The organism is Leptotrichia rugosa, assembly GCF_041200005.1.
Taxonomy (GTDB): domain Bacteria; phylum Fusobacteriota; class Fusobacteriia; order Fusobacteriales; family Leptotrichiaceae; genus Leptotrichia; species Leptotrichia rugosa.
The window spans coordinates 404,958-420,273 of sequence record NZ_CP165644.1 but is presented as its reverse complement, the minus strand read 5'-3'; the positions used below and the strand labels follow the sequence as shown (position 1 = coordinate 420,273).

The 15,316-nt window shown below is 27.3% G+C and carries 13 protein-coding genes; 12 read left to right on the top strand and 1 reads right to left on the bottom strand.

Features of this window, described 5'->3' with window-relative positions:
* Window positions 1-153: 153 nt before the first annotated feature.
* From AB8B22_RS02065 to AB8B22_RS02010, 12 genes are all read left to right on the top strand, one after another.
* Window positions 154-807 (top strand): hypothetical protein, encoded by a 654-nt coding sequence (locus AB8B22_RS02065; RefSeq protein ID WP_295689458.1) that lies wholly within the window; start codon window positions 154-156, stop codon window positions 805-807.
* 94 nt (window positions 808-901) lie between these two features.
* Complete coding sequence (gene cobD, locus AB8B22_RS02060) at window positions 902-2,008, top strand: threonine-phosphate decarboxylase CobD (protein ID WP_369711469.1); 1,107 nt, start codon at window positions 902-904, stop codon at window positions 2,006-2,008.
* Between the two features lie 164 nt (window positions 2,009-2,172).
* A complete protein-coding gene (locus AB8B22_RS02055) occupies window positions 2,173-2,892 on the top strand; it encodes a hypothetical protein (protein WP_369711468.1) in 720 nt (239 codons plus the stop codon).
* 152 nt (window positions 2,893-3,044) lie between these two features.
* Window positions 3,045-3,530 carry a hypothetical protein gene (locus AB8B22_RS02050; RefSeq protein WP_369711467.1) on the top strand — a complete coding sequence of 162 codons (486 nt, stop codon included), beginning with the start codon at window positions 3,045-3,047 and terminating at the stop codon, window positions 3,528-3,530.
* Window positions 3,531-3,573: 43 nt separating this feature from the next.
* Window positions 3,574-4,647, top strand: coding sequence for a DKNYY domain-containing protein (locus AB8B22_RS02045; RefSeq protein ID WP_369711466.1), 1,074 nt, complete (start codon window positions 3,574-3,576; stop codon window positions 4,645-4,647).
* Window positions 4,648-4,679: 32 nt separating this feature from the next.
* Entirely contained in the window at window positions 4,680-7,892 is a 3,213-nt protein-coding gene (locus tag AB8B22_RS02040) for a DKNYY domain-containing protein (protein ID WP_369711465.1), read from the top strand.
* Window positions 7,893-8,138: 246 nt separating this feature from the next.
* Window positions 8,139-9,833, top strand: a complete 1,695-nt coding sequence (locus AB8B22_RS02035; protein WP_369711464.1) for an AAA family ATPase — start codon at window positions 8,139-8,141, stop codon at window positions 9,831-9,833.
* Between the two features lie 451 nt (window positions 9,834-10,284).
* The gene (locus AB8B22_RS02030) at window positions 10,285-10,767 is read left to right on the top strand and encodes a flavodoxin (protein WP_369711463.1); all 483 of its coding nucleotides are present in this window, start codon (window positions 10,285-10,287) and stop codon (window positions 10,765-10,767) included.
* A gap of 43 nt (window positions 10,768-10,810) precedes the next feature.
* Window positions 10,811-11,557 (top strand): carboxymuconolactone decarboxylase family protein, encoded by a 747-nt coding sequence (locus AB8B22_RS02025; RefSeq protein ID WP_369711462.1) that lies wholly within the window; start codon window positions 10,811-10,813, stop codon window positions 11,555-11,557.
* Window positions 11,558-11,593: 36 nt separating this feature from the next.
* A complete protein-coding gene (locus AB8B22_RS02020) occupies window positions 11,594-12,475 on the top strand; it encodes a LysR family transcriptional regulator (RefSeq protein WP_369711461.1) in 882 nt (293 codons plus the stop codon).
* Entirely contained in the window at window positions 12,459-13,106 is a 648-nt protein-coding gene (locus AB8B22_RS02015; protein ID WP_369711460.1) for a putative quinol monooxygenase, read from the top strand. Before AB8B22_RS02020 ends, AB8B22_RS02015 begins: the two co-directional genes overlap by 17 nt.
* A gap of 64 nt (window positions 13,107-13,170) precedes the next feature.
* Complete coding sequence (locus AB8B22_RS02010; protein WP_369711459.1) at window positions 13,171-14,136, top strand: aldo/keto reductase; 966 nt, start codon at window positions 13,171-13,173, stop codon at window positions 14,134-14,136.
* Between the two features lie 254 nt (window positions 14,137-14,390).
* Here AB8B22_RS02010 and AB8B22_RS02005 read toward each other — a convergent pair whose 3' ends face one another.
* Window positions 14,391-15,089: an esterase gene (locus AB8B22_RS02005; RefSeq protein WP_369711458.1), complete on the bottom strand. Its 699-nt coding sequence runs from the start codon at window positions 15,087-15,089 to the stop codon at window positions 14,391-14,393.
* Window positions 15,090-15,316 lie beyond the last annotated feature (227 nt).

Here is a 15,316-nt window from a genome sequence, read left to right as displayed (position 1 = left end):
AGATTGTCCATGTGCTTTATCTTTGAATATGGTGACAAATGAAATCAGAAAATATATAATTAAATAATTAAAAATTTTCAAAAATGTTTTGCTGAAATTAAAGACATCGAAATAAAAAAACTATATAATTAATTTTTAGGAGATTTAGAAAAAATGAAGAGTGAATATGATAAAAATGATGATGAATTAGTAGAAAGATATAAAAATGAAAATTTAGAAATTTATAATTATAAAGGAATAACATTAGGGGATAGCGTAGAAAAAATTTATCCTCTTATGAAAATTTATCATACAGAGTATCGTAAAAATGATAGAAGAGAAAGATATAACTTAATAATGGAAATAGAAAATTCATATATTCACATAGACATATATTCAAGAAAAGTAGTGGAAATAGAAATCTATGATGAAAATTATTTATTAGGCGAATTTAAAGTTGGAAATGAGATGACAACTGAATTATGTGAAAAATACGATCTTTTAGATGTAGATGATGTAGATACAGGGGAAATATATTATTATCCTGAAAAAGGATTTATGCACGCAGAATTTTGTGTAAACCCTGAAGATGTTATATCAAAAATAAATAAAATAACTTTTTCCATATATGTAGAAACTCCTTCAGAAAATAATGTTAAAGATATTTTAAAAGCCCAAAAAATAGAAGATATTTACTATTCATTATATAATTTTGGAGAAATAGAAATAGATATTGAAAATAAAGAAATTATTGGAAGATTAGAAGAAAATATATTTACATTTGATTTATTGAACGGTAATTTAAAAAATATTGAAATTAAAAAATAAGAGATTGAAATAAAAATGAATTTGATTTTAAAGAAAATTTAGACAAAACAGTTAATATATTTTATCAGTATAAGTTTTGTACAAGGAGAGGAAAATGGATTTTCATGGTGGAAATATTTATAAAATATTCAGGGAAAAAAATATAACAAAAATACTGGATTACAGTTCAAATATTAATCCTTACGGAGTGCCAGAGAGTTTAAAGCAGAAGATTATCGAAAATATTGGGATTCTTGAGAGGTATCCTGATCCTGACTATGTGGAATTGCGTGAAAAATTGGCTCAGCTGAATAAAGTTGAACTGGAAAATATTGTGCTGGGAAATGGTGCAACAGAAGCTATATTTTTGTTCATAAAAGTAATAAAGCCCCAAAAAGTACTGATTGTATCGCCTACTTTTGGGGAATATGAAAGGGCAGTAAGAGCGTGCAAAAATTCTGAAAGTCAAAAAATTGAAATTAAATATTTTGAATTAGAAGAAAAAGATGAGTTTAGGCTTAATATTGGGAAATTAAAAAAGGAACTTGAGAAAAAATATGATTTGGTAATAATTTGCAATCCGAATAATCCGACTGGAAAATTTTTAAAAATGGCTGAAACAGAGGAAATTTTGAGAGAATGCAATAGATATGATACGAAGTTATTTATTGATGAGGCATTTATCGAATTTTTAGAGGATGGATTAAAGGAAAGCATTGTAAATAGTGGGGAAAATAAGAAAAATTTGTTTGTAACTCGTGCATTTACAAAATTTTTTGCTATTCCAGGATTACGATTGGGATATGGAATTTATTTTGAAAAAAATTTGGAAAAGAAAATCGCTGAAAAAAAAGAGCCGTGGAGTGTGAACAATATCGCTGAAATGGCTGGAATAACAGTACTTGATGATACAGAATACATAGAAAAGACATTAAACTGGATAACAGAAGAAAAAAAATACATGTATGAAAGACTGAATGAAATTTCAGGAATAAAGCCTTATAAGACTGAAGTAAACTTTATTTGTGTAAAAATAAAAGATGAAATGATTTCAAAAGAGCTGAATGTGAAAAAATTGCGGGAAAAAATGATGGAAGAAGGAATTTTGATAAGGGATGCGTCCAATTTTAAATTTTTGGATGAAAGATTTTTTAGACTAGCAATTAAGGACAGAAAGAGTAATGATAGGGTTATTGAGACTTTGAAAAAAATTTTAGAATAGAAGATAGGCAATTGTAAAAGTAAGTTAACTAATATCATAAGGGGGCAAGTTCCTTTGTTAGAGAGTGTAAAAAAGAAAAAAATTAAAAATTTTAGAATACTGTATTTATTAGAATTTTTAGACTTTTACAAATAGTTAGAATAAAAAAGAAAGGAATGTTATTTATGAAAAGGAAATTATTGTTTACTTTGTCATTGTTTTTAATTTTTTCAATTTTTTCTTTTGGGGAAAATTTTCCTGAAAAGGCAAAAAATATAGATGAATTCATTCCAAAAGGCTGGAAAACTATTCTTTCGGCTAAAGGAGATTTAAATAATGATAAGCTTGAAGATGTTGCCATCATTATCGAAAAAACTGATAAGGCAAATATTGTAAAAAACGAGAATCTTGGCTCTGAATATTTAAACTTAAATCCAAGAATACTTTTGGTTTTATTCAAGCAAAAAAATGGAAGCTATATTTTGGCAGGCAAGAATGATAAAGGTTTCATCAAAAGCGAAGGAAATAAGGAAAGTCCAGCTCTTATGGATACTTTAGACAGCATTAGCATAAAAAATAATATTTTAAAAATTAAACTTAATTATTTTTTAAGTGCGGGAAGCTGGTCTGTAACACAAAATACCTACACTTTTAGATTTCAAAACCAAAAGCTTGAACTTATTGGATTTGACAATAATTCATTTATGAGAAATTCTGGCGATCAAGAGGAACTTAGCATTAATTTTTCAACTAACAAAGTAAAAATCACTACTGGCGGAAATATTTTTGATGAAAAGGCAAATAAACCTAAGGAGGAATGGAAAACTGTTAATATTAAGAAAAAATATGTGTTAGATGAGATGACAAGCGATATAGTCGGTGAGATTATGAAATATATTTATTAGTATTTTAAATAGGGAATTCTTATGACTTATAAGATATTCCCTATTATTTTATTTTGTTATAATTAATATTAAATTGAATTGACAAAAAATGGAAAAGTTAATAGAATGTAAGTAGGCAACAATTTACGGGGCAGAAGGAGTATAAAATTTAGATGAATAATTTATTTAATCAGAAAATACTGGCTAAAAAAGCTGAAGAAGAAGTAGATTTGAGTAGACATAATTTATCTGAAAGAAGAAAAGCATTGGATAAGTGGATAAATAATCTTGAAAATGGAGTTCTGAATAATTCTAAGGAAGAAGAATTTCAAGGGGAATTTTTATACGATATATTTACAACTGTTTTAAGGGCTGTGAATAAGTCGGATGGTCAAAAAGAGTGGAATCTTGAGAGGGAAACGAAAACTAAAATGGATGGTCAGAAGGCTGATGGAGTTTTAGGGTTTTTTGATGTGGATGGAAAGAAAGATGTAAGGGCTGTAATTGAACTGAAAGGAGCAAAAGTTTCCCTTGATGTAAGACAAAAAAGAGCTGGAGATACTAGGACTCCCGTGGAACAAGCATTTAATGATTTTAAAATTACAAAAAATGAGGTAAAATATATTAAGAAACTGAAAATAAATAATAAATTAAAATAAAATAAATTTATTTGATAACTTTTTTAAAAGGAGTGGGATGGTTATGAAAATAAAAAAATTGTTGAAAATATTTGGGTTGTCAATTTTGGCAGGAAATATTATGAATGCAGAATACATAAAAAGAAATGGAGAGATTTATTATCGGGACTGGAGTGAAGAAAAGCCAAGAATATTAAAAAATATAGATAAAAAATCATTTGAAATATTGGAAAATGATTTTGCAAAAGATAAGAATAATATTTATTATCAAGGGGAAAAGATTGAAAAGATAGATCCTAAAAGTGCTAAAATATTTGGAAGTCATTTTGTAAAGGATGAGAAAATTGTTTTTGATGCTTATGAAAAAAAGGAATTGAAAGATGTGGATACAAAAACGCTTAAATCAGTTGGAGATTATTATTTTAAAGATAAGAACAATGCTTATTTTGATATGAAAAAAATTGATGAAAAAGTTGATTTGGAAACATTTGTTTATTTGGACGATTTTTATGCGAAAGACAAGAATAATCTATATTTTCGTGAGCAAAAAGTGAAAGGTGTAAGTCCGAATAATTTTAATTTTTGGACTTCGTTAAGCAGTGTTCCTGATAATATCATTAAAAGCGGAAATGATTTTTATCTTGTTTATGAAAATAATTCGAATGAAAAAATATATGCAAAAAAAATGGATTCCCCAATTGACAGGGATACTTTTGAAAGTTTTTCCATGAGAGTTTATAAAGATAAAAATAATTTTTATTATTATGATGAAACTGATGATATAAAAAAAGGAAAAACACTTATTAAATTTAAAAATGAAGCTGATATAAAAACACTTAAATTTTTGAAGGAAAAAAATGGCGAAAAAAGTGATGAATATATAAAAGATGAAAAGAATATCTATTATGTGGATGAAGAAAATGTAGAAATAAAAAAGATAGAAAATGCTGATTACAAAACCTTTCAAGTTATTGAATACTTATATGCAAAGGATAAAAACAATGTTTATTATCAAGGGAAAAAGTTAAATAATGTTAATCCAAATTACTTTAAAATTGTAAAAAATCAGATAAAATATAATAATGAATTTTATAAAATTGATGAAAATATGAATCTTATAAAAATAGAAAGAGAATAAAAGATTGATAAGATAAAAAAGGAGCAAGTATTATGAAAAGAAAAAATTTGTTAAAAATATTGGTTTTATTTATTTTAGCTGGAACTATCGCAAATGCTGAGTATTTGAAAAAGGATGGAGAAGTTTATTATGAAATGCCATATCTTGAAATTAAGTTGAAAGTGAAAGATGCGGATGCGAAGACTTTTGAAAATTTGGGAGAAGATAAGATGAAAGTTATCGGCTATTTTGGAAAAGATAGCAAAAATGTTTATTTTCTTGGGAAAAAATTAAAAGATGTTTCAACTAAAAAATTTGAAATTTTGGATGAAAAGTATGTGAAGGATTACAAAAATTTGTATAATCTTAAAACTGATTCACTTTCTTTTTTCTCAATTGATGAAATAAAACCGAAAAAAGTGTCGATTGATGGACTTGATGTGAAAAGTTTTAAAGTTTTGGAAAACAAAAAAGCTTTTTTAACAGACTATTATACAGATAAAAATAGCGTTTATTTTCATAAAGATGATTTGAGAAAAATAACTGGAGCAGATAAAAATTCTTTTGAAATTTTGGTGGAATATATTGCCAGAGATAAAAATAATGTTTATTCTAAAGGGGAAAAGCTAGGAAATATAGATATTAAAAGCTTTAAATATTTTGAAGATGGGCTAGCAAAAGATAAGAACAGAGTTTTTTACATTGAGGATAATAAAGATGTTACAGGAGTAGATGCGAAAACTTTTGAAAGAATGGGAGAAAGTTATTATTTTAGAGATAAAAATAATGTCTTTGCTTTAAAGGATTATAATCCTTATGATTTGGAAATGCTGAAAAATATTGATAGAAATAGTTTTAATACTTTGAGTAAGGAAATTGGAAAGGATAAAAATGGAGTTTATTATTTTGGAGAAAAAATAGATGGAATTTCTTCAAATAATGCTAAAGTTGTTAAAGCGTTGGGAAATAGCGACTATATTCTTCAAAGTGGCAATGACCATTATTTGATGACTGTAAATGAAAAGGATTCGGATAACAATGAAAGATTTGAAATAAAGAAAATAGATAGCTTGAATATTGATTTTGATACATTTAAATATTTTGAGATGTCTAATTTGTATAAAGATAAAAATAGTTTTTATTATCATTTAGATAGTGACCTGAAAAAAATTAAAAGTGATATTGATGTGAAAAGTGCTGAAAAAGTGCTGAAATTAAATGATTTTATAAAGGATAAAAATAACCTTTATTATTATTCTAACGGGAAAATTGAGAAGATTAATTTGAAAATAGATGTAAATAATTTGGAATACTTGGATGATGAAAATTCTACTTTTAGTAATTATTTGAGAGATGGGAAAAATGTTTACTTTGTGGATAATGAGTATGGAAAAGTAAAAATTATGAAAAATGTTGATAGAAATACATTTAAAGTTGTAAACGGAAATTATGGAGTGGATAGTAAAAATGTTTATTCTTTTGGAGAAAAATTGGATTTTGTAGGACTAGATGGGCTTAAAATCTTTAATGAGATTTATTTGAAAGATAAGAAAAATGTTTATGAAATTTCTGTAAATGATAATGACAAAGTGAAAGTAGAACCAATTAAAAATCTTAATATTGATGTGGCAAGTTTTGAAGATATTTTTGGTGGATTAAATTACAAAGATAAAAATTCAGTTTATTATGTTGATGAAAATAATGGAAAAGTCTCTTTGAAAACATTAAAAGGAGCAGATCCAGCTACATTTGAGTTTGGAATTATTTCAAAAGATAAAAATAGTGTTTTTATTGGAAATCAAAAGTTGAAAGGTGTGAGTTCTAAAGGGTTTGAAGTATTAAATGATAGTTTAGATTTTGTAAAAGATTATAAGAATGTTTACTATTTGGATAGAGAAAGTGATGGAATTACTTATAAAGTGGAAGTTTTAGATATAAAAGGAGTTGACATTCCGAGTTTTGAATTTTTGGGGAATTCTTACAACAAGTATTACAGAGATAAGAATAACATATATTTTTTGAATGATAGAGATGACAAAATGAAATTTGAAAAATTGGCTGGTGCAAATCTAAAAACATTTGAAATTATGGATGGTAATTTTGCAAGAGATGATAAAAATCTTTATATTTTTGAGTATAAAGTGGATGGAATTGATCCAAAGACATTTGAAGCATTGAACTATGAAATGATAAAAGATAAAAATGGAGTGTATTTTTTGGAAAATATTTCAGAAGAAAATGAAAATTCAGAAATAAAAACTAAAAAGTTGAACTTAAAAGGATTGGATTTGAGAAGTTTTAAAAAAGTTGATGATAGCGATTATTATTTTAAAGATAAAAATAATATTTACTACGAGGATTCTGGAAATTTACATAAAATAGAAAATGCTGACTTGAAAACATTCAAAGACTTGGATTATAATTTTGCGAAAGATAAAAATAATATTTATTATAAAAATAAAAAATTGGATGGAATCGATGCTGCAAGTTTTGAAAAAATAGAATTTAATTTTATAAAAGATAAAAACAGACTTTATAAAATTGATGAAGATGAAGAAAAAAATGAAATAAAATTAATTCCAATCAATGAAAAAGTCAATCTTGAAAATTTTAAAGAAATAGGCGGAAATTATTATAAAGACGATAAAAATCTCTATTATTTTGGAGAAAATGAGTTTAAGAAAATAGAAGGAGCAGATCCAAATTCATTTAAATATGACAACGAAAATTATACTTTTATTGCAAAAGACAAAAACAATGTTTATTTTGAGGGAGAAAAAGTGAAAGGAATAGATGTTAAAAGTGCCGAAGGAATAGACGGGCTTTGGATAAAAGATAAAAACAGTGTGTTTTATCGAGGGAAGAAATTGGAGAAAATCAGTTCAAATAACTTTAACTATTTTGATGGTGGAATTTCGTATGATAAAATTTTAGTTGACAAAAATGGAGCTTACAAATTGCTGGAAAATGAAAATCAAAAAGATAAAATAAAAATAATTCCACTCGACAGCAAAAATATTGATTTAAAAACTCTTGAAAGATTTGATACACCAATAGATGGTTCAAATTATTTCAAAGATAAAAACGGAGTTTATTTCTTGAACGGAGAAAAATTTGTAAAAATAAATGGAGCAGATAGAGATAGTTTTGAAGTAACGATGAGTGGGAAATATGGGAAAGATAAGAATAATGTTTATTTTGAAGGAAAAAGAATGGAAGGGGAGAATCCAATTGAATTTGAGGAGGAAATGTTGGAGAAGGAGTAAGACATATGAAAAAAGTTTGCTAAAAATTTAATGTTATTGGGTTTAGTAGGAAATTATGCAAAAGATAAGAATGGTGAATATTATCGTGGAGAAAAGATTAGAGAAAATAGAGAAATTAAATAGGGTAAATTTCAAAAAAATGATATAATAAAAACAGGAATTGAAAAGAAAAAAATGATAATATGCAGAGCAAGAAATTACTATATCTTAAAGAAATAATTGAAAAAAGAAAGGGGTAAATTTAATATGGACATTGGGATTAAAGCAAAACTGCCAATTGGAATATCTGATTTCAAAAAAATTATCAAAAATGACTATTATTATTTTGATAAAACCAATCTAATTGAAAATATTTTAAATGATGGTTCTGAGGTAAAACTGTTTACTCGTCCGAGACGATTTGGAAAAACATTGAATATGTCGATGCTTAAATACTTTTTTGATGTTAAGAATAAAGATGAGAACAGGAGATTGTTTGAAGGGTTGAATATTTCTAAAAGTGAATATTTTGGCATGCAGGGGAATTTTCCTGTGATTTCGGTTTCGTTTAAGAAGTATCAGGAAAAAGATTGGAAAAATGGATTTGATATGATTAAAGATATTATTTCTGGCTTGTATGATGAATTTGAGTTTGTGAAGGAAAAACTTAGTGCAAGAAAAAAGAAAAAGTTTGATTCGATTTTGATGGAAAAAGCTAATCTTGCTAATTGGAAAAATTCATTGGCAGATCTGTCAAATTATTTGTATGATTTTTATGGAAAAAAAGTGATTGTTTTAATAGATGAATATGATCAACCAATAATAAATTCCTATATCGAGGGATATTACGATGAAACTATTGATTTTTTCAAAAGTTTTTATGGAGCTGTTTTAAAAGATAACGAATATCTTGAAATGGGAGTTATGACTGGAATCTTAAGGGTTGCAAAGGAAAATATTTTTTCTGGGTTGAATAATTTAGAAGTTCATACAATTTTAGATGATGAATTTACAGAATATTTTGGGATTATAGAAAACGAAGTGGAGAAATCACTCGAAGATTTTGGTTTGGAGTATGAATTGAAAGATGTCCAAAAATGGTATAATGGATATTTATTTGGAAATAGGAAAGTTTATAATCCGTGGTCTATTGTCAACTTTTTAAAAAATGGAAATCTGAAACCTTATTGGGTAAATACAAGTGGAAATGCTCTTATTAAATTATATTTGAAAAAGCTAAGAGACAGTATTTTTGATGATTTCACAAAACTTTTGAATAAAAAAAGTATTTTAAAAATTATTAATGATAATATGACTTTTGGTAATTTAAAAGCTAATTTTGAAAAAAATATTTGGAATTTATTTTTTCATAGCGGTTACTTGACTTTGGCAGAAAAATACAATGAAAATGATGCTTATTTGAAAATACCGAATGAAGAGATATTGAAAATGTTTTCAGAAATGTTTATCGAAGTATACTTTGACGATTATGAAAAATTTTTGTATATGTCAGATGCTTTAAGAAAAGGAGATATTTCAAATTTCAAAAAATATCTAAAAGAAATTCTATTGGAAAATGCTGGAATATTTGATGTAAGTGGAACTTACAAAGAACAATTTTATCACGGATTGATGCTAGGATTAGTTTTAATTTTAAAAAATGAATACGAAATTACATCGAATAATTTTGCGGGGAAAGGACGATATGATTTACTTTTAAAACCTAAAAATATTTTGGAAGGAAAAGAAGGAATTATTATTGAGTTGAAAATTATTAATGAAGTGAAAAATTTAAATGATAATAAAATTCATGAAAAACTTGAAAAAGAATGTGAAGTTGCATTAAAGCAGATTGATGAGAAAGAATATAGTTCAGTTTTAAAAAATGCTGGAGTTGAGAAACTTTTGAAAATTGGGATTGCGTTTATGGGAAAAGAATTTGAGGTGAAGTTTGAAAAATAGTTAGAAAATACAATATTATTGTTTTTCATAAAAAAATATTGTATAATTAACTTAAGAAATGAAATAAAATTATATTCATTGTTAAAAAAGGCTAATTTAAAGAGAGTTTCAAAGCTCTCTTTATTTAATATTGATTTTTATAAAAAAATGTTATATTATTTAATAAATAAGAAATTGTGTTTAATTTTTTAAATTGTGGAATAAAGGGAGTCTATATTTACTCCTTTTTTTAATTTTTATAAATTAATGATAAAATAGAGATTGCGTTTATGGGAAAAGAATTTGAAATAAAGTTTGAAAGAGAATAATAGGAAATAGTTTTTAAGATATGCTTTTAAAGCATAACTGGTTATAAAAAATAAGTATTTGATATAATAGGATAAATGTTATAAAATAAATCATAAGAAAATAAAAAATTTAGATTTTATTTAATTTTAAGAGGTGATTTTTTATGAATAAAATATTAGTAGCTTACTTTTCAGCGACAGGGACAACAAAAAAAGTTGCAGAAAAATTGGCAAAAGCGACTGGGGGAAATTTGTTTGAGATAAAACCGCAAGTTGAGTATACTTCTGAGGATTTGAATTGGAACGACAAAAAAAGTAGAAGTTCAGTGGAAATGAATGATGAATTTAGCCGTCCAGAGATTGAAAATGTTGTGGAGAATATTGATGATTATGATACTGTGTTTGTTGGATTTCCAGTTTGGTGGTATATTCCACCTCGCATTATTCAGACTTTTGTTGAAAAACATAATATGAGTGGAAAAAGGATAATCGCTTTTGCGACATCAGGTGGAAGTGGGATAAAAGGCTCAACAGATTTTTTGAAAAAAAATTATTCGGATTTGAATATTATTGAAGGCAAAAGATTTGGTTGGAATGAAAGCTTGGAAAGCATTGGAGCTTGGGTAGAAAAAATAAAAAAATTTTAATGAAAAAGAGAAATATTTTTTGATTAAACAGAGGTGAAAGAAAATGAGTAAAAAAATTACTGCAGGAAGAGATTTATTAGGTAATATTGCACCAAAATTTGCACAATTGAATGATGATGTTTTGTTTGGGGAAGTTTGGGCAAGAGAGGATAAGTTGTCGGCTAGAGATAGAAGTTTGATTACGGTCACTGGACTTATGGCTAATGGAATTTTGGATAGTTCTTTGAAATTTCATTTAAAAAGTGCTTTGGAAAATGGGGTTACAAGAGAAGAACTGGCAGAGGCTATTACACATTTAGGATTTTATGTGGGATGGCCAAAAGCTTGGGCTGTATTTCAGCTTTTGAAAGAGATCTATTCAGAAGATGGGACGGCTGATCCTGTAAGCAGCTTGTTTGGCAAAGGCGATTATAACGAGGCTTATGCAAAATATTTTAATGGGAAAACTTATCTAAAAACATTAGTTGAGCCGAATGACACTTCAAAAGTTGGTATTCATAATGTTGTTTTCGAGCCGGGAGTTATAAATAACTGGCATTCTCATTCAAATGGACAAATATTGTTGGTTACAGATGGGCATGGATGGTATCAAGAAGACGGGAAACAAGCAGTAGAATTACATCCAGGAGATGTTGTGAATATTCCTAAAAATGTTAAGCATTGGCATGGAGCTGCAAAAGGCAGTTGGTTTACGCATATTGCCTTGTCAGATGGCGGTTCGACTGAATGGTTTGGAATATTGTCAGAAGATGAATATGAAAAGTTGCCAAAAGCAGTGAATGCGAGATAAGTTAGTATAAAAAAATTATAAAATGAATGAGGATTTATGGAATTAAGAATTTTAAAATATTTTTTGATGGTTGCAAAAGAGGAAAATATAACAAAAGCAGCGAAATCGCTTTTTATTACACAGCCAACATTATCACGGCAATTGGCACAGCTTGAGGAAGAGCTGGGAGTTAAACTTTTTACGAGAAGTAATCATAAAATTTTATTGACTGAAGATGGGAAGTTTTTGCAGCGAAGGGCGAGGGAAATACTTTATTTAACGGAAAAAACGAAAAAAGAGCTGTCTTATGACAATGAAATTGTTGCTGGAGAAATATCTATTGGATGTGGCGAATTTTTGGGAATGAATGAACTTTCAAAATTACTCTCAGAATTTCAGGAAAAGTATCCAAATGTTAAATTTGACATTTATAGTGGGACAGCCGAAGATATTATTTATAGAATTGAACACGGTTTTTTAGATATGGGACTTGTGTTTGACTATATTAATAAGGAAAAGTATAAATTTATAAGATTGAAACAGATTGAAGAATGGGGACTTTTGGTTAGAAAAGACCATAAATTGGCTTCAAATAAATTTATTTATCCAGAAGAAATAAAAAAAGAATCGGTAATTATTTCTAAAAATAAATTAATTCAAAATGAATTTACAAATTGGATGGGAATTCCTATGGAGAAATTAAATGTTGGTGCTACTTTCACACTGGTTTATAATGCTGCGATGATGGTGAAAAATGGAATGGGAATGGCAGTTTGCTTAAAATTAGAGAATAATTTTGAAGATTTGAAATTTATTCCATTTTATAAAGCAGCAATTTCTAAGACAATTTTGGCTTGGAAACCGTGTTTAAAATATTCAGTGGCAACGGAAAAATTTATTAAATTTATTGAGAAGAAAAGAAATGCTACCAATTTTTAATATTTTTGAGCTTGGGGTCAAAGAAAACGAAAAAAATGCATATGTGGCAGTTGGTAAAAATAATATTACAAAGTCAGTTTTAAATGATGAAGGTACACTTGGGATGTATTTGGTTCAGGAAAAAGAAAATCCCAATATGACTTATATGTTTGAAGTTTATGAAGATGAGAAAAGTTACCAGGAACATGTCAAGTCAGAACAATATAAAGAATTTTTAAAAAAGTCGCCAGCAATTTTGACTAACCATAAAAAGAAAATTCAAGTAATGCCAGAGTATATGGGAGATAAAAAGTTTGTGCAAACAAGAAATACTCGTGTAAATTATGTTACAGTTGATGTAAAAGAAGGATTTAATGATGCTTTTAGGGAAATTGTACTTGATGAAATGAAGCAGTCGATAAAAAAAGAAGAAGGTGTTTATGTGATTTATGCTGCAACAGCAATAGGAAATCCGAATAAATGGTACTTTTTTGAAATTTATGAAAATGAAAAAGCGTATCAAAAACATAGGAAAACAGCTCATTTTAAAAAATATATTGAGCAAACGGAAAATATAATTGAAAATAAAGAATTTATAAATATTGAAGGTGTAAAATTGTTAAATAAGGGTAATTTAAATTATGTGAAATAAAAAATATTAAATTTTGAACTTTAGTAAAATAACAATTTATGTAAAAAAATGGAGATGATTTCAAATGAAAACAACAAAAATACAGGAAATAGATGTGCCTAAGGTAGCACTAGGAACTTGGTCTTGGGGATTTGGAGGAATCGCTGGAGGAGATTCGATTTTTGGAAATAAATTAGGAAAAGATGAATTGAAACCAGTTTTTGATAGAGCAATGGATTCGGGATTAAAATTATGGGATACTGCAACTGTTTATGCGAGTGGTCAATCTGAAACTATTTTGGGAGAATTTGTAAAAGATAGAAGTGATGCGATAATTTCTACAAAATTTACACCTGAACTTGCAGAAGGAAGAGGAGATAATGCAATTTTTGAATTTCTTGATGAAAGTTTAGAAAGATTAAATAAGAAAGTTATTGATATTTATTGGATACACAATACAAAAGATATGGAGAAATGGGCACCTAAACTGGTTGATGTGTTGAAATCAGGAAAAGTGAAAAAAGTAGGGGTTTCTAATCACAATTTAGAACAAATAAAATATGTGAATAATCTTTTAAAAGAAGCTGGATTTCAGTTACACGCTATTCAAAATCATTTTAGCTTACTTTACAGAACAATTGAAACAACTGGAATTCTAGATTATTGCAAGGAAAACAATATCGCAGTATTTTCGTACATGGTACTGGAACAAGGTGCTTTATCTGGAAAATATACAAAAGAAAATCCATTGCCAGCTGGAACAAGAAGGGGTGAAGCATTCCCGCCTGAAACTTTGGCAAAATTGGAGCCGTTATTTTATGAAATGAAAATTTTAGGTGGAAAATATTCTGCAACAATTCCTGAAATTGCAACTGCTTGGGCAATAGCAAAAGGAACAATTCCAATAATTGGAGTTACAAAACCTAATCAAGTTGACGATGCCAAAAGAGCTGCAAGTGTTGAATTAAGTGATGAAGATGTTGAACTTATGGATAGAGTGGCTATTGGAACTGGCGTTACTGTGAAAGGTGAATGGGAAAGTTCGATGTAGTTTATTCATAGAGTGAGCTTTATATCTGGTGTTTATAGAAACGGATAGTTTGAAGGAATAAGAATAAAAGCGTTGAAATATGTTAAAAAATTGTGAAATTAGCTAAATAATTTTGTGTAAACACAGAATAAAGGGAGTGTGTCTTTACTCCCTTTTTGATTTTAGTTATCATGTATATTATTTACAGATTGACTAGACAGTCGAAAAATATCGAACTTCACCTCTGCCTCTACCCTTAGGTGAGCAAGTTAAAATCAGCAGTTTTCTACAAGCCATACAAATCCTTTTCCCATCCGTATATCAGAATCTCTAAAATGATTCCCCTCATTCCATTCCAAAATATATTTTTTCACATCTTCATAATTTCTCAAAATTTCAAAATATTCCCTTATATTATCACCAATCTTCGATAAAACCTGATGTTTAGTCTTTTCTTCTAAATCTCCAAGACTTAAATAAACATTTTTTACCAAAATCTTGTTATTTTTCACAAAATCTAGCCAATCCTTATACCAAACCGATGGTGAAACTCCAGCTATTCCATCAAAAATATCTGTCTGATAACCACTCCACAGCGAAAATAATCCAGCAAGAGAATATCCACCTAAAATATATTTCACATTCTTTTCTTGAATATTCATAAATTCTGCCAAACTTGGAATCAATTTTTCCTTTATAAACTCTAATGTTTTACCAGCTTCATTTCCAAAATTGCCTTTTCCACGAAGAAGTGGCATTTCCCAAGGTGTCAGCTCGCTATTCCAGTCTTCTATTTTAAAAGCTGCCAAACTAAAATTTTTATCCGTATTTTCAGAAATATATTTCACTTCATTGTCTAAAAGTTGCATATCATGCTTATCGACAGGCTGTATTAGGATATATTCTACCTTTTTATTTTCATTTGTATATAAAATACATTCTTTTTCTTCTATTTTGAAATTTAATTTTTTCATATTTGCTCCTTTTTTAATATTTTTTGAATATTGAATTTATTTTAAATAAATTTTGATTAATATAATTAATTATAGCATATGTTTTTAAAAATTTTATTCAATTTATTTATACTATTTTTATAATTTTTTTCTTTGCTTAAATATATTTAATTTTTTTTTAAATTATGGTAAAATAAATAAAATATTTGATGAAATCTGGAATTTTTGTAAGCTCTATCAACAAAAGA